At 67.9% G+C, this 18873-nt stretch carries 20 protein-coding genes; 4 read left to right on the top strand and 16 right to left on the bottom strand.

Features of this window, described 5'->3' with window-relative positions:
- The first annotated feature begins 240 nt into the window (after window positions 1-240).
- Together AC6R2M_RS07260 and AC6R2M_RS07255 are read left to right on the top strand one after the other, a co-directional pair.
- Window positions 241-3540: a flagellin N-terminal helical domain-containing protein gene (locus AC6R2M_RS07260; RefSeq protein ID WP_500486919.1), complete on the top strand. Its 3300-nt coding sequence runs from the start codon at window positions 241-243 to the stop codon at window positions 3538-3540.
- Window positions 3541-3651: 111 nt separating this feature from the next.
- Window positions 3652-4605, top strand: coding sequence for an HD-GYP domain-containing protein (locus AC6R2M_RS07255; RefSeq protein ID WP_500486918.1), 954 nt, complete (start codon window positions 3652-3654; stop codon window positions 4603-4605).
- Between the two features lie 277 nt (window positions 4606-4882).
- On the opposite strand, the gene AC6R2M_RS07250 is transcribed toward AC6R2M_RS07255, so the two are convergent.
- The 6 genes from AC6R2M_RS07250 to AC6R2M_RS07225 all read right to left on the bottom strand — a co-directional run bounded on the left by AC6R2M_RS07250 (window position 4883) and on the right by AC6R2M_RS07225 (window position 8842).
- Window positions 4883-5782 carry an MBL fold metallo-hydrolase gene (locus AC6R2M_RS07250; protein ID WP_500486916.1) on the bottom strand — a complete coding sequence of 300 codons (900 nt, stop codon included), beginning with the start codon at window positions 5780-5782 and terminating at the stop codon, window positions 4883-4885.
- A 29-nt stretch (window positions 5783-5811) separates the two neighbouring features.
- Entirely contained in the window at window positions 5812-6612 is an 801-nt protein-coding gene (locus AC6R2M_RS07245; RefSeq protein WP_500486914.1) for a sulfite exporter TauE/SafE family protein, read from the bottom strand.
- Window positions 6609-7061, bottom strand: coding sequence for a DUF6691 family protein (locus AC6R2M_RS07240; protein ID WP_500486912.1), 453 nt, complete (start codon window positions 7059-7061; stop codon window positions 6609-6611). The genes AC6R2M_RS07245 and AC6R2M_RS07240 overlap by 4 nt, the downstream gene beginning before the upstream one ends.
- 3 nt (window positions 7062-7064) lie before the next feature.
- Window positions 7065-7490, bottom strand: coding sequence for a YeeE/YedE family protein (locus tag AC6R2M_RS07235; RefSeq protein WP_500486910.1), 426 nt, complete (start codon window positions 7488-7490; stop codon window positions 7065-7067).
- A 5-nt stretch (window positions 7491-7495) separates the two neighbouring features.
- Entirely contained in the window at window positions 7496-7849 is a 354-nt protein-coding gene (locus tag AC6R2M_RS07230) for an ArsR/SmtB family transcription factor (RefSeq protein ID WP_500486908.1), read from the bottom strand.
- A 123-nt stretch (window positions 7850-7972) separates the two neighbouring features.
- On the bottom strand, window positions 7973-8842 hold the full coding sequence (locus tag AC6R2M_RS07225; protein ID WP_500486906.1) for a LysR substrate-binding domain-containing protein: 870 nt from the start codon (window positions 8840-8842) through the stop codon (window positions 7973-7975).
- A 102-nt stretch (window positions 8843-8944) separates the two neighbouring features.
- Here AC6R2M_RS07225 and AC6R2M_RS07220 point away from each other — a divergent pair, with 102 nt between their 5' ends.
- The gene (locus AC6R2M_RS07220) at window positions 8945-9955 is read left to right on the top strand and encodes a sodium-dependent bicarbonate transport family permease (protein ID WP_500486904.1); all 1011 of its coding nucleotides are present in this window, start codon (window positions 8945-8947) and stop codon (window positions 9953-9955) included.
- 40 nt (window positions 9956-9995) lie between these two features.
- Here the strand turns inward: AC6R2M_RS07220 and AC6R2M_RS07215 are convergent, their stop codons facing one another.
- The 9 genes from AC6R2M_RS07215 to mbhE form a co-directional block, all read right to left on the bottom strand.
- Window positions 9996-10556 carry a DUF2062 domain-containing protein gene (locus AC6R2M_RS07215; RefSeq protein WP_500486902.1) on the bottom strand — a complete coding sequence of 187 codons (561 nt, stop codon included), beginning with the start codon at window positions 10554-10556 and terminating at the stop codon, window positions 9996-9998.
- A 271-nt stretch (window positions 10557-10827) separates the two neighbouring features.
- A complete protein-coding gene (locus tag AC6R2M_RS07210; protein ID WP_500486900.1) occupies window positions 10828-11616 on the bottom strand; it encodes a potassium channel family protein in 789 nt (262 codons plus the stop codon).
- A gap of 69 nt (window positions 11617-11685) precedes the next feature.
- On the bottom strand, window positions 11686-12075 hold the full coding sequence (gene mnhG / locus AC6R2M_RS07205) for a monovalent cation/H(+) antiporter subunit G (RefSeq protein ID WP_500486898.1): 390 nt from the start codon (window positions 12073-12075) through the stop codon (window positions 11686-11688).
- Entirely contained in the window at window positions 12072-12362 is a 291-nt protein-coding gene (locus AC6R2M_RS07200; protein WP_500486896.1) for an MrpF/PhaF family protein, read from the bottom strand. Before AC6R2M_RS07200 ends, mnhG begins: the two co-directional genes overlap by 4 nt.
- Window positions 12359-12688, bottom strand: a complete 330-nt coding sequence (locus tag AC6R2M_RS07195) for a Na+/H+ antiporter subunit E (RefSeq protein ID WP_500486894.1) — start codon at window positions 12686-12688, stop codon at window positions 12359-12361. The genes AC6R2M_RS07200 and AC6R2M_RS07195 overlap by 4 nt, the downstream gene beginning before the upstream one ends.
- An 8-nt stretch (window positions 12689-12696) precedes the next feature.
- Window positions 12697-14220, bottom strand: coding sequence for a proton-conducting transporter transmembrane domain-containing protein (locus AC6R2M_RS07190; RefSeq protein ID WP_500486892.1), 1524 nt, complete (start codon window positions 14218-14220; stop codon window positions 12697-12699).
- Entirely contained in the window at window positions 14217-14600 is a 384-nt protein-coding gene (locus tag AC6R2M_RS07185) for an NADH-quinone oxidoreductase subunit K (protein ID WP_500486890.1), read from the bottom strand. The genes AC6R2M_RS07190 and AC6R2M_RS07185 overlap by 4 nt, the downstream gene beginning before the upstream one ends.
- 4 nt (window positions 14601-14604) lie before the next feature.
- Window positions 14605-15006 carry an MnhB domain-containing protein gene (locus tag AC6R2M_RS07180; protein WP_500486888.1) on the bottom strand — a complete coding sequence of 134 codons (402 nt, stop codon included), beginning with the start codon at window positions 15004-15006 and terminating at the stop codon, window positions 14605-14607.
- On the bottom strand, window positions 15003-17264 hold the full coding sequence (gene mbhE / locus AC6R2M_RS07175) for a hydrogen gas-evolving membrane-bound hydrogenase subunit E (RefSeq protein WP_500486886.1): 2262 nt from the start codon (window positions 17262-17264) through the stop codon (window positions 15003-15005). The genes AC6R2M_RS07180 and mbhE overlap by 4 nt, the downstream gene beginning before the upstream one ends.
- 151 nt (window positions 17265-17415) lie before the next feature.
- Here mbhE and AC6R2M_RS07170 point away from each other — a divergent pair, with 151 nt between their 5' ends.
- The gene (locus AC6R2M_RS07170) at window positions 17416-18351 is read left to right on the top strand and encodes a LysR substrate-binding domain-containing protein (protein ID WP_500486884.1); all 936 of its coding nucleotides are present in this window, start codon (window positions 17416-17418) and stop codon (window positions 18349-18351) included.
- A gap of 133 nt (window positions 18352-18484) precedes the next feature.
- Here the strand turns inward: AC6R2M_RS07170 and AC6R2M_RS07165 are convergent, their stop codons facing one another.
- Window positions 18485-18850 (bottom strand): BLUF domain-containing protein, encoded by a 366-nt coding sequence (locus AC6R2M_RS07165; protein ID WP_500486882.1) that lies wholly within the window; start codon window positions 18848-18850, stop codon window positions 18485-18487.
- Window positions 18851-18873: the final 23 nt, after the last annotated feature.

The raw sequence follows: 18873 nt of genomic DNA, 5'->3' as shown, positions 1-18873 counted from the left end.
TGGCGCGCACCTTTCGAGCCAGCATCGCTTCCTTTCGGAAGCGGGCTCGGGCCATCGACCGTCCATATGGCGATGCCGGACGCGAGAATTATTCCGATGTCCGAAAGGTTGCGTTCACCCGGGTGAACGCCCTCTTACTCATTCATAAAACTATATGAATTCTTCTTAATGTTTATTGTAGACGGCTAAATAGCGTCGGGACGTCGGGAGTTCGCTTTCATCGTCCTGTGGCCAGATCTCATGATCCCCTATTCGTCGCTTTCCACCCTCTCCCTGCTCCGATCGATCAACAAGGACCTCGCCGTCACGCAGTCGCGTCTGGTGTCGGGTCTCAAGGTCGCCTCCGCCAAGGACGATCCTGCCATCTGGGCAAAGGCCGCACGACTTCGCACCGAGGTCGCGGCGCGCACGGGCGTGCAGTCCGTTCTGACGGAGACGCAGAATGCCATCGAAATCGGCCTCGCGGGTCTCGCCGCGTCGCGGGCGATCCTTTCGGAAATGCGCGCGACCCTTCAAGAGGCCCGGCGAGGCGACACCACCGCCGATCTTTCCGAGCGGCTTCGCCGCCTGCAAGCGGACCTGCGCAGCACGGCGCTGGATGCGTCGCGATCCGCTCTCGGCCTTCTGGCGGCGGATCGCTCCGCGAGCGGATACACACCGGTCCACTCCTTCCTCTCCTCCGTGTCATCCGGCGCCAACGGTTCGACGAGCCTGTCGCGCATGGAACTCGACACGCGCCGCACGCAGCTCTTCGAACTCGGCACGGCACGCGACGGCATCCTGCAGCGAGATTTCGACGTGCCGCTCTCTTCCATCACGACGACGGTCGAAGGCCTGTCCGGCGCGGGAGTGCAGACGCCAGGCACGGACGAACGGCGACCGTCCGTCGCGCCGATCTCCGGCCCCGTCACCCGCACCGACGGAAGCGACGCCAACGCTCCGGCCACGGCGGGCCTGTCCGGGACGCCCAGCGCCATCACCGGGCTCGACGCGCAGGCCACCGCAACGGCCGGGCTCTCCGGAACCGCGAGCACCGTGTCCGGCATCGCGGGGGCTGCCGCGCAACAGGCGCGCGCGGCCGTCGGCACGTTCGATCCGGAAAGCAACGGACTGCGGTCCGGCGACACGATCGCACTCACGATGAAGCTCGACGGCGGCACGGCCCGCACCGTCAGGGTCTATCTCCGTTCCGTCAGCGATGCGGCAACGCTGCAGAGCGAACTGAACCGCGCCCTGGAGGCCGAGTTCGGCGCCAACACGCTCCTCGCGGAGGTGGCATCGAACAACGCCATCACCATTCGCAAGGCAGGCGCGGGTGCCGGAAGCGTCGAGGTGACCGGCGTTCAGGTCGTCGATGGCGACGACGTCACCACGTCACGGCTCGGCCTGGGTCCCCAGACCAACAACAACTGGTACGATTGGGTCAATGTCGGCGCCTTCAGCACGACCGGCATCGACCGGACCGATCGTCTCCGCTTTTCCTATCAGGGCCGCGATTCCCAAGGTAACGGCTTCTCGAACGACGTCACGGTTTCGCTTTCGGGTGTGAGCAGCGGCGCGAATCTCGTGACGGCGATCAACAACGCCATCGCGGCGGACAATCGTCAGGGCCAGAACTGGTCGAGAGCCATTCGGGCCGTCTGGAGCGATGGGCACGTCGTTTTCGAGAAGGGGCAGGACGCGACCGCGATCAAGGTCACCGCCATCGAAGCCGTCAACGGCAACGGCGTCGTCGCGCAGAACGTCGGGCTGGCGACGGGTTCGGGAACGGGCGCTGCGGCCGTTTCCGAGCGCTCGGCGAGCGCGACCACGGGCTCGCCGTTTTCCTCTCCCGTCACGCTCGGCGACGGAGCGACGCTCAGCTTCGACATCGCGGTGAACGACGTCTCGACGCAGATCACTCTGACGCGCGAGACGGTCGATGCGGCCATGAACGGTCAGAGCGGCTATGTCGCCGGAAGCGGCACCATCGAGAACGCGGGAGACCTCGCCCGGGTGGTCCAGCGGGCGCTGAGCGACAGGGGCATCGCCGACGTCGAAGTCCAGGCCGATTCCGACGACCGGCTGGTCTTCACAAAGACCGGCATCGCGGCCGATGGCGACATGCTCGACGTCCGCAACGTCACCAGCACCGCGCGGCAGGAACGCACCGCGTCGCTCGTCACCGGTTCCGACTTCGCAGGTCCCGTCACCATCGCGCCCAATGCGAGGATCGATGTCACGTTGCGGATCGATGGCGCCAGTCGCGCGCTGACGCTGACGAACGCCGACGTGGAAACCGCCCTGACGGGACACGGCGGCTACGCGGCCGGCAGCGGGACCATCGCCGATATTGGCGCGCTGGCCCTCGTCGTCAGGGCCGCGCTCGACCGGCAGGGCGTCGGCGGCGTCACGGTATCGGTCGAGGGAGCGAGGCTGAACCTAGCGAAGTCCCAGGCGGGCGCAGGCAGCATCGACCTGACGGGCGTCGCCGCCTCGGCCGAGGCGGTGGCGGCTCGGGCGAGCCTGAACGTGAGCGGCCCCGTCACGGTGTATGACGGCAGCAGCATCGACTGGCCCTTCAGCGTGAACGGAGACCAGCGGAGCGTCCGGATCGATTTCGCGACCGTGGAAGCCGCCTTGGCGGGATCGGCATCCTATGCGACCGGAAGCGGGCGGATCGCGGATGCAGCCGCTATGGCGCTCGTGCTGCGCCGGGCGTTCGCCCAGAACGGCATCACCGATCTCGCCGTGGAGGTGGATGGAGCCCGGCTGAGCCTCGTCCAACGGACCGCCGGTGCGGGCGGCGTCACGATCGCCGCCCCGACCGCCAACGCCGTGGCTGCGCGGGCGGCCAGCCTCGTCACGGGGTCCGACGTCTCCCGCAGCCTGACGCTCGGGGCGGACGACGTCCTGAAGTTCGAGATCGCGATCGACGGCGGGCCCCCGCGGGCGATCGAGATCCGGAAGGCCGATGTCGACACGGCCCTCGGCGGCACCGCCGGCTATGCCGTCGGCAGCGGAATCATCGCCGATGCGACCGCGCTGGCACGGGTCGTCGACCGGGCGCTTACCGCTGCGGGCATCGGCTCGGTGGACGTGACGAGCGAGGGCAATCGGTTGCGCTTCACCTCGCGGACCGCGGGCGACGGACGCCTGGCGATCGGCGAAGTCTCGCTCGCCGGTTCGCAGGTCTCGCATGGGCGGCTGAACGTGACGTCGCTGGACGTCGCGGCACTGGACATCGGCGCTCGCCCCGAAGCGGACCGCAATGCCCTTCTCGACGCGATGATCCGCGGGATCGACGCGCGCGCCGCCGACGTGTTGCGGGCGGAAGCCTATCTCGGCTCGGTGAGCCGCCGCATCTCTATCCAGCTCTCCTTCGTCGAGGGGCTCCAATCGATCGCCAACAAGACCATCGGACGATTGGTGGATGCCAACATCACCGAGGAAACCGCGCGGCACGCGGCCCTGCTGGCCCGCCGCGAACTGGCGGAACAGGCACTACAGATCGCCAACAGCTCCCGGATCAACGTGCTTACGCTGTTTCGCAGGATCTGAGCCGAAGAGTCTTCATTCTTATGCCGCAAGGGAACTTGATGTTAGATTTTATGCCATAACCTATCATCCAAGTAGAAACCCGACTACTCCTGGTTTATTGGGAGAAGGGGCATGTTGCGCCGCATCAGCACCGAACAGCTCGAAGTCGGAATGTACGTGGCCGGACTCGAGGGTGACTGGTTCGACAATCCGTTCTGGCGGACCCGTTTCCGGCTGACCAGTGCGAGCGATCTCGCCAAGCTGCGGCGCAGCGCGATCCGCAACCTCTGGATCGACGATCTGAAGGGAAAGCCCGTCGCCGTCACGGCAACGAAGAGTCCCGCCCGGACCGGGCCGCGAACCGCCCGGCCCAGTCCGGACGTTCGCCGCGCGATGGAAACGCTGCGACGCACGACCAGCGATCTGAAACGGCTCTTCTCCCAGGCGGACGCCGGGACCGGGCTGGACCTTGACCTCGCCGGCGCGGTGGTGCGCGAGGTGCAGGCTCGGATGCAGGATCGGCCCGACGCGCTCCTGAAGATCACGCGGCTGAAGAGTCGTGACGAATACAGCTACCGCCATAGCGTCGCCGTCTGCGCCCTGGTCGTTCACTTCGGCCGTTATCTGAAGCTCGACGCCGAAACCGTCCAGCTTCTGGGGCTTGCCGCCCTTCTACATGACGTCGGCAAGCTTTCGATCCCCCGCGCGCTCCTTGGCAAGCCCGGCAAACTGACCGACGAGGAAATGGCGCTGATGCGCACCCATCCCGAGCGCGGGATCGAGATCCTCGCCGCGCAGCAGGATCTGCCCGACCTCGTTCGCCGGATCTGCCTTCACCACCACGAGCGGCCGGACGGCAAGGGTTACCCCGCAGGGCTCTCGGGCGAGGAGATCGGCCTGGAACTGCGGCTCGTCTCGATCTGCGACGTGTTCGACGCCGTCACCTCGATCCGGCCTTACAAGGAGGCCTGGCCGACCTCGCTCGCTCTCGATCGCATGTCGAGATGGCACGGCCAGTTCGACCCCGACCTTCTCGCCCGGTTCGCCGAAAGTCTCGGCCACCGGCCCGTTCGCGAAGCGGTCTAGGGTGTGTCCCCATAAGCAGGGACGGAAATGGTCGGGACGATCCGGGCCGGATACGAGGAGCGAGAGCGAAGGAAATGCGGGCATTTTCGAGCTTTCGCGACGAAGTTGCCGCCCCGGAGCGCCCGATCCCGAAGGGACGCGGTCCCGGCTTCGAGCTGCGTCGTCGAACCGCTCGACCGGGCATCGGCCCGCTCGTCGCGCTTCTCCTCGCATCTCATCGCCGGACCTCGCGCCATTTCGTTCCTGTTTATGGGGACACACCCTAGACGGCCATCCGTCACCACGCCTCGACGTCCAGTGCGTCGAGCGGGATCTTGAGATAGCGGCGGCCGTTCCCCTGGAGCTCCGGCAGCCGCCCGCCGCGGATGTTCACCTGCAAGGCGTGCAGGATCAGATTCGGCATGGCGAGTTCGCGGTCGCGCGCCTCGCGCAGGGCGACGAAGGCCTCGCGCGTCGGCGCCCGGACGAGGTGGATGTTGTCTCGGCGCTGCGCCTCGACCGTCGATTCCCAGCGCGGCTCGCGCCCGTCCGGCTGATAGTCGTGCCCGGTGAAGACGCGCGTTCCATCCGGCAGCGCGAGGATGCGCTGGATGCTGTCCCACAAGGCTCCCGCGTCGCCACCGGGAAAATCCGCCCTCGCCGTTCCGCCGTCCGGCATGAACAGGGTGTCGTGCACGAAGACCGCGTCACCGATCCTGTAGGCGACGGAGGCGAGCGTGTGCCCCGGCGTGAAGATCACGTCCGCCTCCAGACCGCCGATGCGAAAGCGCTCGCCGTCCGCGAACAGCCGGCTCCATTGCGAACCGTCGACCGGAAAGTCTTCCGGCAGGTCGTAGAGGTCCTTCCAGAGCGCCTGAACCCCGCGCACCTTCTCGCCGATGCCGGTCGGGACACCCGTGCGGTCGTGGAGGTAGCCGGCGGCGGAGAAGTGGTCGGCATGCGGATGAGTGTCGAGGATCCATTCGAGCCTCAGTCCCTCGCGCTCGATGAACGCGAGAAGCGCGTCGGCGGAGCGCGTCGCGGTCGCGCCGGACTTGGGATCGAAGTCGAGCACCGGATCGATGATGGCACAGGCCCGCGTCTCCGGGTCCGCCACCACGTACTGGATGCTGAAGGTGCGCTTGTCGAAAAAGCCGGTCACCACCGGGCGGCTCTTCGGAGGAACGGGCGATGCCATGCTGTTGTCTCCCGGAAATGGATGGGTCCTCAGCCGAGGAGAGCCGGCAGTCCCCGGACGGTGATGAACAGGCCGACGGTCACGACGAGCCCGGCGAAGGCGATGCCGAGCGCCTGCTTGCGCCCTGCCAGATGCCGGCTCAGACGCGCGCCGATCCACCCGCCCGCAAGGCCGCCGAGGACGAAGAGGCCGGCCACCGGCCAGTCGACGAGACCGGAGGCCGCATAGCTCGCGGCCGTGGCCGCGCCGAAGGCCGCCACGCCGACCAGCGAGGTTCCGATCGCGAAGGCCAGCGGCATGCCCGTCGCCAGGACGAGGCCCGGTACGATCAGGAATCCGCCCCCGATGCCGAAGAAGCCGGAGAACAGCCCGACGACGAGCCCGATACCGATGAGCAGGGGCAGAAGACGGGCGGCGCTTCGCCACGTCAGACGCACCTTCGGGTCGCCCGCGTTCGACCGGCGTTGCATCATGGCGAGACCGACGCCGACCATCACGAGACCGAACAGAGCCAGCAGGCGCTCGCCGTCCATGACCTTGGCGGCGGCCGCGCCGGCGAGCGACCCCGCGACGCCGGCCAGCGCGAACACCGCGGCGCAGCGCCATTTCACGGTTCCCGCGCGCGCATGGGGAACGAGATTGCCCAGCGCGCTGGCCGCCACCGCCACCGCCGCGGTGCCGATCGCCACATGCGGCGACGACATGCCGACCGCATAGACCAGAAGCGGCACGGCCAGGATGGACCCGCCCCCGCCGAAGAGGCCGAGCACGAGACCGACGAGGCTGCCCGATCCGGTGGCGGCCATCAGGGCCGAAGGCGCCGGGGTCACGCTTCGGCCTCCGAAGGCGACGGGGAGGTGCGAGCGCTGCGAGCCGATATCGCCGGAAACAGGACCACACCCGCGAGCATCGCCGCAACGAAGACCAGAACGCCCGCCGGGTCGATGGAGAGCGCCGCCAGCGCGGGACCCGGGCAGAGGCCGACGAGGCCCCAGCCGAGGCCGAACAGGACCGCGCCGACGAGAAGAGGACGGTCGATGTCCCGCCGCACGGGGACCTCGAAACGGGGTGCCGCGAGCGGCCGGTCCATCCGCCCCGCCAGGGCGAAGGCCGGCGCGGCGACGAGGATCGCGCCGAGCATCACGAAGGCGAGGCTCGGGTCCCAGTCGCCGAGCAGGTCGAGGAAGCCGAGAACCTTGGCGGGGTTCACCATCTGCGAGACGACGAGCCCGGCGCCGAACAGGAGACCCGAGAGGAGAGCGAGGAGAAGGCGCGCCATCGCTCAGGCTCCCCACACGTGGCGCACGAGCGCGACGGTGACACCCGCGCTCGCCATGAAGGTCAGCGTCGCGACGATGGAGCGTCGCGAGCCCCGCGCGATTCCGCAGACGCCGTGCCCGCTGGTGCAGCCGGAGCCGAGGCGGCTGCCGAAACCGACCAGAAGCCCGGCGAGGACGACGACCGGGAGCGCCGCGTCGATCTCGACCGGCGGCAGCGCATAGCCGGCCAGGGCCAGCGCCGGAGCGGCTGCGAGAAGTCCGGCCAGGAAGGCGATGCGCCACGCGGCGTCCGACCCGGCCGGGCGGAGCGCGCCGCCCAGAATGCCGCTGATCCCGGCGATGCGCCCGTTGGCCAGGACGAGGATCGCGGCCGAAAGGCCGATCAGCATTCCCCCGGAAAGGGCGGAAAGAGGCGTGAACTGCTCCATGCTCGTCATCCTCGGGATGTCGCGGAATGGTCGGACGGGAGGGCCTCCCCCGTCTCGGCAGGCGGGCAGAACAGACCCTGCAGGCTGGCGAACAGCGCCTCGATCCGGGGATCGGAGATGCGGTACCAGAGCGTCTGGCTTTCCCGGCGGAAGGCGACGATCCGAAGTTCGCGGAGCACCGCCAGATGCTGCGAGAGCGCCGAATGCGAGAGCCCCACGCTGTCGGCCAGCGTGCCCACGCTGGCCTCGCCCATGTCGAGCAGCTTGCACAACAGCATCAGGCGCTTCTCGTTGGCGACCGCCTTGAGAATGGTCGCGACCTCGCTCGCCTTGGCTTCGAATTCCTGCATCCCGTCCATGCCGCGCCCTCTTTTGTAGCGCTTTCTAAATTAGACGACCCTAATATTCAAGCGCGATAACGCGAGGACGCTGATGAAGCTCGAAGGTGACGGAGCCGGGGTTTCAGTTCGCCGCGCGCTGGGTCAGACGGCCTGTTCCAGGGAACTGACGACGTGCTCCGCCAGACGCTCGGCCGCCGGATCGACGGAGCTCGCGAGCATCAAGGCGATCTCCGCCTCCGGCAGCGGCGGCAGGCCTGCCCTGCCGTCCAGCTTGCGGAAGTCCGGCGGCACCATGCCGGCGGGAAGGACCGTCACGCCGAGCCCCGCGCGCACGGCGGCCTGCGCCCCGGCCAGCGAGGTCGAGGTGTAGACCACGTGCCAGCGGCGCCCCGCGGCGTCGAGCGCGCGCAGGGCGCGCCTTCGATAGACGCAAGGATGGGGCGAGACGACGAGCGGCAGGTCGCGCGCGGCGTCCTCGAAGCCTGCCCCCTGCCCCGCCGCGCAGGTCCAGACCAAGGGTTCGCGCCAGACGCGCACGCCCTCGCTCGGGCCGATCGGATCGCGCTTGATGAGAACGATGTCGAACTCGCCGCCCTGGAAGCGATCGACCAGATTGAGGGTCAGGTCGGTCGTCACTTCGAGCGCGACGCCGGGATGAGCCCGCGAGAAAGCCGCCAGAACGCCCGGCAGATGGGTCGTGGCGAAATCCTCCGGCGTTCCGAGCCGAACCCGGCCCGTCATTCTCGCATCGGTCAGACGGCCGATCGCTTCGTCCGCCAGCGCCAGGATCCGGCGCCCGTAGCCGAGCAGGGTCTCGCCCTCGCCCGTCAGATGGAAGCTGCGCGGGCTGCGCTCGATCAGACGGCAGCCGAGCGACTCCTCCAGCCGCTTGAGCTGCAGGCTGATCGTCGGCTGGCTCAGATGCAGCCGTTCGGCCGCGCGGGTGAGGCTGCCGGCGTCGGCGGCCGTAACGAAGGTTCGCAGAAGCGCATGGTCAAGACGCTGAGGCATGGACCTATCATTGCCGAACGCAATGACAAACGCCAGGACTATTCATTTTCCAAAGGATCACGAGATCGGCAAAGAGGCCCGACGCCATCGAAAGGGTCCGCCATGCTCGAACTCGCCGCCTCCAGCCTGCTCACTCCCGCCATCCTGTGCTTCGTGCTCGGGGCCGTCGCGGTCTTCGTGCGATCCGATCTGCGCCTTCCCGAACCGATCGTCGCGGCGCTGTCGATCTACCTGATGCTGGCGCTCGGCCTGAAGGGCGGCGTCGAGCTGGTCGGGCGGTCGCTGGACGAGCTCGCGGCTCCGATCGCTGCGGCCCTCTTCCTCGGCTGCGCGATCCCCCTTTGGTGCTTCGCCCTTCTTCGGCGCTATGCCGGGCTCGGCGTCGCCGATGCAGCGGCGATGGCTGCGCATTATGGCTCCGTCTCGGCCGTCACCTTCGCGGCGGCGACAACGCTGCTGGACCAGAGCGCGATCCCGTTCGAGGGCTACGCGCCGGCCCTTCTCGCCATCATGGAAATCCCTGCGATCGTCGTCGCCATCGCGCTGGCGGGCTTCGCGGCGCTCGCCTCGAGAGCCGAGGTGAACCGGAGCGGCGCGGCCGTGGTCCTCGGCGGGCCGGGACCCGACCTGTCCAACGTCATCGCGGACGCCTTCACGTCGAAGAGCGTCCTTCTGCTGGGCGGCGGACTCGCCATCGGCGCCCTGATCGGGCCGCAGGGCATGACGAGCGTGAAGCCGCTGTTCGTCGATCTCTTTCCGGGTCTCCTCTGCCTGTTCCTCCTGGAACTCGGACGGCTGGCCGCGAGCCGGATCGCGGACTTCCGCCAGGTCGGAATGAAGCTCGGGCTCTTCGCCATCGCCATGCCGGTCGTGCACGCCGCGCTCGGCATCGGCCTCGCCCACGCCAGCGGCCTTTCGCAGGGCGGCGCGATCATCCTCGGCACGCTGGCGGCCAGCGCGTCCTACATCGCGGCCCCGGCGGCCGTGCGCCTGGCGCTGCCCGAAGCCAATCCCGGCTACTATCTGACCTGCTCGCTCGCCATCACCTTCCCCTTCAACATCGTGGTGGGGTTGCCGCTCTACAGCGCGATGGCCGGCTGGCTCTACGGATGAACCCGGTCGCGTCGGAGGGCTTCGGCGCGCGCCCCGCCCGTCAGCGCGCGCCCTCCTCGCCGGCCATGCGCCGGCGGCGGATGCGGCGGATCGCATGGGACCGGCTCAGCAGCGTGCGAACCAGGACGTAGATGACGATGTAGGTCACGATCGCGATCGGGATGGCGCCGACCATCATGGTCTTCCAGACCGGCCAGATCATGCCGATCCCCTCGGAGACCATCGTTCCCATCAGGTCCTCGATCTCGTTGCCGCGCATGATCGCTTCGGCCGCCCGGTCGCTGCCCGGCGTGATCCAGCGGCCGATCTGGTAGGAGGCGGAAAACAGGATCGGGAAGGTCAGCGGGTTGCCGAACACGGTTCCGATCGCGGCGGCGACCATGCTCCCGCGCGTCAGGAACGCCAGCACGAAGCCGAGGATGAAGTGCACACCGATCAGCGGAAAGACGCTGACCGAGGCTCCGGCCGCGACCCCGGCCGCCACCGCATGCGGAGCGGCGGCCATCCGCTCGATCCGGCGAAGCAGGTAACGGCCGTAGCGCCTCGGGCCCATTCGCGGCCAGACGGCGTCCACGATCCGTGCGGGCCAGCGCTTCTTCACGGGAACTCCATTCGCTCGACCCAACTCGCCCGGTCCTTTCCTAGAGCGCCGTGCGTCCGATTGGACGCACAAAGGTCGCTCCATCTCCTTGAACCTGCGCATCAGGCTTTCCGAAAATCGATCCCGATTTTCGGGCCGATGCTGTAGGCCTTCATTCGCGGAAGAAGACATACCCGGATCGTGTGGAAAGGCGATGACCTTCTCATGCCCTTTGCGTTCCCGGCGTCGTCTTTCCCCGCCCGGACCTGCTTCGACCGCTTCTCCCGCAGGTTCACTCGCCCGGATCGGGAATCTTCAGGAGGTGGCCGCACGCCTTGCAATGGACCGCGTCGATGTCGTGCTTCTGCAGATTGCACTGCGGGCACGGATAGGTCGCCCGCGCCGGACGGAAGATCGACTGGCCGAGGCGAACGAACAGGGAGATGCCGCAGATCATCATCACGATCGAGGTCAGCTTGCCCGCCGTACCCGGCAGCGTGATGTCCCCGAAACCGGTCGTCGTCACGGTGGCGACCGTGAAGTAGAGGGCGTCGACATAGCCCTCCAGCCCCGACCCGTTGCGGAAATAGAAGGTGTAGACGAAGCCGGTCGAGACGAAGAGGAAGGTCACGAGGTTCAGCGCGGCGCGGACCGTCTCCTCCCAGCGCCGCAGGGACCCGCCGACGAAGGCGCGCCAGAACACCTCGTTGCGCGAGAGCGTCCAGAGCCGGAGGATGCGCAGGAAACCCCAATTGGAGAAGGTGTAGGGAAAGAGCAGCGTGACGAGGACCACCATGTCCACGATCACCGCCGGTTCGCGGAGCCATCGACCGGGGTCGCGCGAAGCGAGCCCGCGCGCGGACAGTTCGGCGGCGACGACGAAGGCGACCGCGTAGTCGACCCACAGGAAGATCGCCTGATCGCGCAGCACGGGCGTCGCGATGAAGAAGGCGATGATGACGAAATCGACGATCAGCACCCCGCGCTGGTAGCGCAGGGCACCCTTGGTGCGGCCGTGATAGAGATGGCGGAGGCGATGCCTCAGGCTCTCGAACCGGCCCGTCCGTTCGAGGGCGCTCATGGTCGGGACGCGGTGGTCTGCATCAGGCGCTCGTTCGCTCGATGGGCCGCGAACGCGCGTCCCGTCCGGTCATCTTCCCGATCTGCCGTCCAGACGCGCCGAGCGGGCCTCCAGCGATTCCGGCTGGCGGTCGAGGACGTCGACGAGGGCGTCGCCGCCCTTCAGCCCTTCCAGATTGGCGCCCGAAATGTAGGAGGCGCGGCCGAGAAGATGGCCCGCGACCGGAATGGTCAGGAGAAGAAAGAGGACCGCCGCGCCGCCCATCAGCGTCACGTCGAGCCGCTGCAGCTGCAGGATGGCGCCGAGCACGACGAAGCCCGCACCCAGGGTTCCGGCCTTTGTCGCGGCGTGCATCCGCTGGAACGGATCGCGGAAGCGGATGAGGCCGAGCGCCGCCGCGAAGAGGAAGACGACGCCGACGAGCTTGGAGACAAGGCTCAGAACATCGAAGACGATCATTGATTGCGTCCTTTCCGCTCCAGAAACGCGGCGAAGGCGCAGGTCGCGACGAAGGCGATGAGCGCGATCCCGAAGGCCACGTCGAGGAACTCGCGGCGCCCGGTGGTGCCCGCGGTGAGCGCCGCCATCGCGACCGCGATGCCGGTCAGCATGTCGACCGCGATGAAGCGGTCCGCATAGCCCGGTCCGCGGAGCATGCGCCAGAAGGTCATGGCCAGCGGGATCATCAGGACGGCGACGAGCGCGGCGCTGGTCCAGTCGAGAAGAGCCGATACGGTGCCGATCATCCCTCGATCCTCTTCAGGCGGCTTTCGAACGTCCGGCGGATATCGGCGATGATACCGTCGGGGTCCTGCGTGTCGAGCGTGTGGATGTAGAGCGTCCGCTTGTCCTCGCTGACGTGCAGCGAGCAGGTGCCCGGCGTCAGCGTGATCAGATTGGCGAGGACGGCGATCCCGAAATCGGTCCGCAGTTCGATCGGCATGGCGATGATGGCCGAATCCGTGCGCGGCTCGCGGGCGAAGGCGGCCCGGGCCACGGCGACGGAGGACTTCAGGAGCTCGCGCATGAAGACGCCCGCCAGAACGACGCTCTCCGCGATGCGGCTGGTCATGGATGCGCTCATTGCGTCAGCTCCGGCGTGCTCGGGGCCGGGCCGAAGACGGCCTCGATGTAGGAGGTGGGATCGGTGAGCCCCTCGCCCGTCTCGTTGGCGAAGAGGACGAGCGGCTCGGCGAAGAGACCGATCGCGACCGTGATGGCCGACAGAAGCGCGATGGCGATCAGCATGGGCGCGGGGATGGCGCGCGCCTGGCGGCGCGGAAGCACCGGCGACTTCCAGAAGGCCTCGCTCCAGATCTTCGTCATCGAATAGAGCGTCAAGACGCCGGTGAAGAGCGCCACGCCCGCCAGCCACCAGGCCTGCGCCTGCAGCGACGCGTCGATCACCATGAACTTCGCCCAGAAGCCCGACAGGGGCGGGATGCCGCCGAGCGACAGCGCCGGCACGAGGAACAGGAAGGCGAGAAGCGGCGTGCGCTTCAAAAGCCCGCCCGACCGGCGCAGATCGTAGGTCCCGGAGGCGCGGTGGATCGCACCGGCGACGAGGAAGAGGTTCGCCTTCACCACGATGTGGTGGACGATGTAGAAGACGCCGCCCGCCAGCGCCGCTGGCGTCGCCAGTGCGAGGCCGAGGAGCATGTAGCCGATCTGGCTGACGATGTGGAACGCCAGGATTCGCCGCACGTCCCACTGCACCGCCGCGCCGAAGACGCCGAACAGCATGGTGCCCGCGGCGATGATGCCGAGGATCGTCTGCAGCCCGTTCTCCTGAACCGCGAAGACCAGCGTGAAGATGCGGAAGCAGGCGTAGACGCCGACCTTGGTCAGGAGGCCCGCGAAGATGGCCGCCACCGTGATCGAGGCCGTGTGGTAGGAGGCCGGCAGCCAGAAGAAGAGCGGGAAGTAGCCCGCCTTGATGCCGAACCCGGCCAGGAACAGCAGCGCCGAGACGGTGAGCGTCGCCGAAGGCTCGAGCGTCGGCATGATGCGCGCCAGATCGGCCATGTTCAGCGTGCCCGTGGCGCCGTAGAGGAGCGCGACGGCCAGAAGGAAGAGCAGCGTCGAGAAGAGGTTCAGCACGGCGTATTTCAGGACGCCGTCGAGCTGCGCGCGCGTACCGCGAAGGCCGAGCAGGCCCATCGCGGTGATGAGCATGATCTCGAACCAGACATAGAGATTGAAGACGTCGCCGGTCAGGAAGGCGCCGTTCACGCCGGCCAGCATGCCGTGGAAGAGGACGTGGAAGCCCGCCCGCTCCTCGCGCCGCCGGATGTCGGCGATGCCGAAGATCATGGTCGCCAGCGCCATCAGGCCGGTGATGGCCGCCATGGCCGAGCCCAGCCGGTCGGCGACGAAGCTGATGCCGAAGGGCGCGGCCCAGTTGCCGAACTGGATCGACTGGGTGCCGTCGGCGACGACCTGGGCCACCAGGACGAGGCCCACCAGGAAGATCGCGACGGTGCCGATTCCCGAGGCCACGCGCTGCGCGCCGGCGCGGCCCCACAGGGCGGCGCAGATCGAGGCGGTGGCGAGCGGAACCGCCACCGGCCAGAGCACGGCGTTCTGAAGGAACATCTCGATCATGGGCGCGCGCCGTCCTTGTCGAAGGGACTGCCGAGGCGTTCGGCGGCGTTCAGCTCGCGTTCGTCCAGCGTTCCGAACGAGCGCTGGATGCGCAGCGCGAGCGCGGCGACGAAGGCGACGAGCGCGAAACCGATCACGATGGCGGTCAGGACGAGGGCCTGGGGCAAGGGATTGGCGGCCTCCACGGCGAGCGCTGTCTCACCGCCCGGAATGACCGGAGGAAGCGTCGAGACGAGGCGGCCCGCATAGAGGATCGCGAGGTTCACGGCCGCCGACAGGAGCGCGACGCCGAACAGGATGCGCACCACGTGCCGGGACAGGATGAGGAACACGCCGCAGGCGGCGATGATCGATATGGCGGCGGCATAGAGGAGGGACATGGCGTCAGTCCTCCTCGTAGAAGCGAAGGACCAAGGAGAGAATTCCTCCGACGACGACGAAATAGACCCCGATGTCGAAGATCAGGGCGGTGCCGGTGTGGAAGCTGCCGATGTGAAGCCACCAATGGGTCAGGAAGGAGCCGTGCGTGAAGATCCCCGGAATGCCGGAGATCAGCGCCAGGACGAGGCCGACGCCCATGGCCGTGACCGGATGGACGCGGAGCGCGCGCCGCGCGGCGCCGACCCCGTCGGCGAGCGCGAGGATCGCGAAACCGGAGGCGGCGACGAGCCCGCCGACGAAGCCGCCGCCGGGCTCGTTGTGGCCGCGATAGAGGATGTAGAGCGAGACCGCGATCATCAGCCCGAAGAAGAGCCTGGAGAAGGCGGTGAAGACGACCGAGTTCATCGTGCGCTCCTCCCGGCGGGCTGGCGTCGCAGAAGGCTCCAGACGCCGATCGCGGCGAAACAGACGACGGCGATCTCACCGAGCGTATCGATCGCGCGGAAGTCGACGAGGATGACGTTCACCACGTTCCGGCCCCACGCGTCCGGGTAGCTCGCCCGCGCGAAGAACTCCGAAAGACGCGGATCGAAGGGCGTGGCGACCATCGCCGCCAGCGCGACGAAGACGATGATGCCGAAGGAGGCCGACAGAGCGGCGTCGAGCCGCAGCTCCCCTCGCGACCGCGTCGCGACCGGCCGAAGAGGCAGGCGCAGCAGAAGCGCCGTCAGGATCACGACCAGAAGCACCTCGACCGAGAACTGGGTGAGCGCGAGGTCGGGCGCGCCGTTCAGGAGGAAGACGAGGGCGGAGCCGAAGCCGACGATGCCGACCGCCACGAGCGCCGCCAGAAGCGAGCGCAACCGCACGGCGGCGACCGCGCCCACGGCCATGAAGGCGAGAACGATGGCGGGCGCGACGCGCACGTCCGAGACGTCGGGGGCGAAGGCGAAGCCCGGAGACGCGGCCCACAGCCCTCCCGCCAGGATCGCCAGCGTCGCGGCCAGCACGAGCGCGGCGTAGTGCCGGCCGTCACCGTTCTGCAGCCAGCGCGTGGACCGCTCCGCCAGACCGAGGATGCCATCGAAGACGGCGTAGTAGCCGCGGTCTCCCAGAAGCGCGACGAGGAACGGCACCTGCCCGAGACGGAAATGGACCCGCGCCCAGACGAAATAGAGAACGATGCCGAGGACGACGACGGCGACGCTCAGCGCCAGCATGGGCGTGAAGCCGTGCCAGAGGTAGAAGGACGCCTCGACCGGCGCGCCGACGAGCGCGCCCGCCGCCGGCTCGATCAGCGTGGAGGCGACCAGACCGGGGAAGAGGCCGAACAGAAGGCCGAGACCCGCCAGAACGACCGGGCCGACCACCATTCCGGCCGTCTCGCGGTGCTTGATCTTGCTCGGCTGCGAACGCCCCTTCCAGAAGGGGTCGATCGCCGACAGGAGCGCGATCGTGACGAAGGCGGCGTTTCCGATGACGGTCAGGGCGATGACGAAGGCGCCGGCGGCGTCCGCGAGCTGCGCCTCGAAGACCAGCTCCTTGGCGATGAAGGCGACCATGGGCGGCAGACCGGCCATGGAGATCGCCGCCAGGGCGGCGGCCCCGGCGGTCATGGGAAGCGAGCCCGCGAGCCCATGCATCTGGGTGACCTGAGAGGTGCCCGTCGCGTGGATCGCGGTACCCGCGCAGAAGAAGAGCGCGGCCTTGTAGAGCGCATGAGCGAGGATGAAGGAGACGGTCGCGACGGCCGCGACCTCTCCGCCAAGGCCGATGAGAAGGACGAGAAGGCCGAGCGAGCCGACCGTCGACTGGGCCAGCAGCGCCTTGAAGCCGGACTGCATCATCGCCCGCATGCCGCCGACGATCAGCGTCGCCGTGCCGAAGACGACCAGCGTCGTGCCGAAGGCGGGCATGCCGACGAAGGCCTGGTCGAAGCGCGCCAGGATGTAGACGCCGAGCTTCACCATCGTGGCGGAGTGCAGATAGGCCGAGGCGGGCGTCGGCGCCTGCATCGCGTTCGGGAGCCAGAAGTGGAACGGCACCTGCGCCGACTTGGTGAAGGCGCCGAGACACAGGAGAATCAGAATGGCCGGCGCCAGCGGGGACGAGACGAGTTCGTCGCCGCGCGTCGCGATCTCCGACAGGCTGAACGTGCCGACGGCCGATCCCAGAAGCAGGATGGCCGCGAAGAGGCAGAGGCCGCCGCCGGCCGTCACCACGAGCGACTGCAGCGCGGCCTTGCGGGCAGCGACCTGATGGGAATCGAAGCCGATCAGAAGGAAGGAGACGAGGCTCGTCAGCTCCCAGAAGACGAACAGCACGATGAGATTGTCGGACAGGACCGTGCCGAGCATCGCGCCCATGAAGAGAAGGATCAGGGCGATGAAGCTCGCCCCCTTCTCCGGCGGCTTCTCGGCGAAATAGGCTCCGGCATAGAGCGTCACCAGCGTTCCGATGCCGGTGATGAGAAGGCAGAAGAGAAGCGAGAAGCCGTCCAGACGGAAGGTCAGCTCAACGCCGAGCGAGGGCACCCAGGACAGGGTCTCGACGACGGGCGCGCCCGACCCGAGCAGCATAAAGCAGACGAAGAGCGCCGCCGGTATCGCGGCGACGATCCAGGCCCCCACGCGGGGCACGCGAACGAGAAAAGGGCGAGCCAAGGCGCTCGCCACAAAGGTCGTCAAAACCAGAAGGGAAAGGGTCAAACGCAACTCGCCGGGTGGATTCAACAGCCGGATAACAAAGGTAGCCGCACAAGGGAAATCGGAAAGACCCTGACAGTCGATAGAGATTCTCTATAAGAAGGCCACGATGCCTCGCCTCCAGCAACTCCGATATCTCGTCGCCATTGCCGACACGCTGAGCTTCAGTCGGGCGGCCGAGGCTTGCGCGGTGACTCAGCCGACGCTCAGCATGCAGTTGAAGGAGCTGGAGAACAATCTCGGCGCGACGCTGGTGGAGCGCACGCGAACGCGCGTTCTCATGACGCCCGTCGGCTCGGAGGTGGTGCGGCGGGCGCGCGACATTCTCGCGGGCGTCGAGGACATCCGCGAGATCGCGCGCGGCGGCGACGGACCGGCCCTCGACGGCTCGCTTCGCATGGGCGTCGTCCAGACGGTCGGGGCGTACGTCCTGTCGCTGGCGATGCCGACCCTGCGGCGCTCCTATCCCGGGCTCCGCGTTCTCGTTCGCGAGGACCGGATCGAGAATCTGCCGGCCAAGCTCTCGGACGGAACGCATGACGTCCTGCTCATGCCGCAGCCGCTGGAGCAGCACGATTTCACGTCGGTCTGTCTGATGCGCGAGCCGCTCCATCTCGTGCTCCCGGCCGATCACCGCCTCGCCGCCTGCGAGACGATCGACCCGGCGTCGCTGGCCGGCGAAACCGTGCTGACCATGGAGCGCGGACACCGCCTGCACGACCAGATCGCGACGCTCTGCCAGGAGGTCGGGGCGAACCACGCCAGCGACTACGCCGGGACCACGCTCGATACGCTGCGCCTGATGGTCTCGACCGGCATGGGCATCACGCTTTTGCCCGCCCTCTACGTGCGGTCGGACGTTCTGCGCGAGAAGCTCGTCGTGGCAAGGCCGCTCGCCTCACGCGCTCCGGTGCGCGACATCTCCATGGTCTGGCGCAACGCTTCGCCCCGCGCCGCGCGGTTCGAGAGGCTGGCCGACGCCATCCGCTCCTCGCTGAAGCCTTGGGGCCTTCCGGACGGGGACGTCGTCGATCCCGTCGCATGAGGCCTGCGGCATCCGCCCGAAAATCGGAATCGATGTTAGGAAAGCCTGATGCGCCAATCCAGAGAGTTAGAGCGACCTTTGTGCGTCCAATCGCACGCACGGCGCTCCAATCGGAACGGGAGCCCCGTCTCTTTCAGGACAGTTCGACGACCGTCCCTTCGGGCGAATGCGCCTTCCGCCCTTGCGCGAAGGCGGCCATGACCACGTCGAACATCGGCCGCCGGCTCATGCTCCAGTCCGCGAAGGTGCGGCTATCGATCGGGTGGCGCGCCAGTTCCACGACGCCGTCGTGGCGCGGATCGGCCAGGATCCGCTGATAGAGCGTTTCGACCGCCTTCTCCTCCCCTTCCAGAACCTGACAGACACGCCGATCCTCGACCGCGAGGATCCCGGAAATGCCGGCCTCGGCGTTGCGCCGCGCAGCGTGAGCGACGATCGCGTCCAGATCATCGGACCCGACGGAGTCCTGAAGCGTCGAAGCGTAGGTCAGTCTGATCATGGGGCTTTCGAAGAGGTCTGTTG

It is taken from the genome of Aureimonas sp. CAS, assembly GCF_059838215.1.
This window is presented reverse-complemented; position numbering and strand designations above follow the sequence as displayed.